General features: G+C 72.7%; 4 protein-coding genes. All 4 read left to right on the forward strand.

Annotation, left to right across the window (positions count from 1 at the left end):
• The coding region (locus tag V6M57_RS07575) for an NAD(+)--dinitrogen-reductase ADP-D-ribosyltransferase (protein ID WP_332814384.1) at positions 1 to 128 on the forward strand (128 nt) is incomplete at its 5' end.
• Positions 121 to 1047, forward strand: a complete 927-nt coding sequence (draG, locus tag V6M57_RS07580) for an ADP-ribosyl-[dinitrogen reductase] hydrolase (RefSeq protein WP_332814382.1) — start codon at positions 121 to 123, stop codon at positions 1045 to 1047. The genes V6M57_RS07575 and draG, both read left to right, overlap by 8 nt.
• Before the next feature lie 54 nt (positions 1048 to 1101).
• The gene (locus V6M57_RS07585) at positions 1102 to 1350 is read left to right on the forward strand and encodes an FmdB family zinc ribbon protein (protein ID WP_068173280.1); all 249 of its coding nucleotides are present in this window, start codon (positions 1102 to 1104) and stop codon (positions 1348 to 1350) included.
• A 9-nt stretch (positions 1351 to 1359) separates the two neighbouring features.
• Positions 1360 to 1999: YkgJ family cysteine cluster protein (locus V6M57_RS07590; RefSeq protein WP_332814383.1), on the forward strand; the 640-nt coding region annotated here is incomplete at its 3' end.

Genomic DNA, 1999 nt, shown 5'->3' on the forward strand with positions numbered 1-1999 from the left:
TCGAGGCGCGGGTACCGGCCTGCAAGGTGCTGGTGTTTCCCGGCCTGCTGCCCGGCCATGTGCTGCGCGGTGAACAGGAAGTGCTCGCGCTCGGCGGCGACTACGAGGTGGTGGCCCGCTATGCGTGAGCTGTTCGACAAAGTGCTCGGCGCCTACCTCGGGCTGGCCATCGGCGATGCGCTGGGCGCCACGGTGGAGTTCATGCGCCCGCGCGAGATCGAGGCCCGCTACGGCGTGCACCGCGAGATCGTGGGTGGCGGCTGGCTCAAGCTGGCGCGCGGCCAGGTCACCGACGACACCACCATGAGCCTGGCCCTGGGCTCGGCCCTGCTGCAAGGCGGCGCCACCGCGCTGCAGGGCTTCGCCACCCAGCTCGACACAACGCTCGTGCGCGGCATCGGCCAGGCCTTCGTGCAATGGCTGCAGGCCCGGCCGGTGGACTGCGGCAACACCTGCCGGCGCGGCATCCAGCGCTTCCTGCTCGAAGGCACGCTGGCCGGCCCGTACAACCCGGGCGACGCCGGCAACGGCGCGCTGATGCGCAACCTGCCCGTGGTGCTGGCCACCCTGCACGACGAGGCCAGCTTCGAGCGCCTGTCGCTGGCCCAGGCCCACCTGACCCACCACCACCCGCTGTCCGACGCCGCCACCCTGGGCCTGGGCCGCTTGCTGCGCCTACTGCTGCGCGGCGCGGGCCAGGCCGAGTGCCAGCGCTGGGCCGAAGCCTGGACCACCCAACACCCCGCCTTCGGCTTCACCCCCTACCGCGGCCGCGCCACCGCCTACGTGGTGGACACGGTGCAGACCGTGCTGCACGGCTTCACACGGCACGAAGACTTCGAGGCCGCGCTGGTGGCCACCGTGAACCAGGGCGACGACGCCGACACCACCGGCGCCCTGGTCGGCATGCTCGCGGGCGCGCGCTGCGGCGCCGGGCGCTTGCCCCAGCGCTGGCTGCACCGGCTGCAGCCAGCCACCGTGCAGGCCATCACCGACCAGACCAGCGGCCTGCTGGCGCTGGCCTCATGTCTGCAGGACCGCCCATGAAACGCCGACGCCTGTTTCGCCGCCCCACCCCACCCGCCCACCCAGGAGCCCCCCATGCCCATGTTTGACTACCACTGCAAAGCCTGCCAGGCCGGGTTCGAGCTGCTCGTGCGCTCCAGCACCGTGCCCACCTGCCCGCACTGCGGCAGCACCGATCTGGAAAAGTGCGTCTCGCGCATCGCCCCGGCCGGCAAGATCGAAGCCATCCGGATGTCCAACCGCCGCCTCGCCGCCGCGCAGGGCCACTTCAACCACTACAGCCCGTCCGAACAGGCGCGGCTGCTCAAAGGCAAGAGCGTCTAGGCAAGCCCCATGCCGGAGCAGACCAACCAAGCCGACCACAGCGCCGAAGCCTTCTTCCGCGCGCTGCGCGGCGCCTTTGAACACACCCTGGGCGAACCCGGCGCGGCCAGCGCCGAGCGTTGCCAGGCCGCGATGGCCCAGGCCTGGGACAGCTTTGACGGCAACGTGGCGATCCAGTCCGAAGGCCAGCCCCCCATCGCCTGCCGCAAGGGCTGCCCGAGCTGCTGCACCCTGCGCGTGACCGCTCTCGCGCCCGAAGTGTTCCTGGTGGCCGCCTACCTGCGCGCCACCGCGCCCGCGCTGCGCGGCCACGGCATCGACCTCATCGGCCGCTTGCGCGAGACCGACGCCGCCACCCGCGGGCTGGGCGAAGAACAGCGCGTGGCGCTGCGGCGGCGTTGCGCCTTCATCGAACAGGGCGTGTGCCTGATCCACCGCGTGCGCCCCCTCGCCTGCCGCGGCCACGCCTCGCACGACCGCCGGGCCTGTGCCGACGCCGCGGCCGGCCGCGTGGACGAGGTGCCCTTCTCCGGGCCGCACCGCGTGGTGCGCGTGCTCGTGCAGTCCGCGCTGCAGGCCGCGCTGCGCCAGCAAGGCCTGGCCTGGGGCGCCTACGAACTCAACCACGCCCTGGTGCTGGCGCTGGACG

The organism is Ramlibacter sp., assembly GCF_036676645.1.
Lineage (GTDB): Bacteria > Pseudomonadota > Gammaproteobacteria > Burkholderiales > Burkholderiaceae_C > Ramlibacter.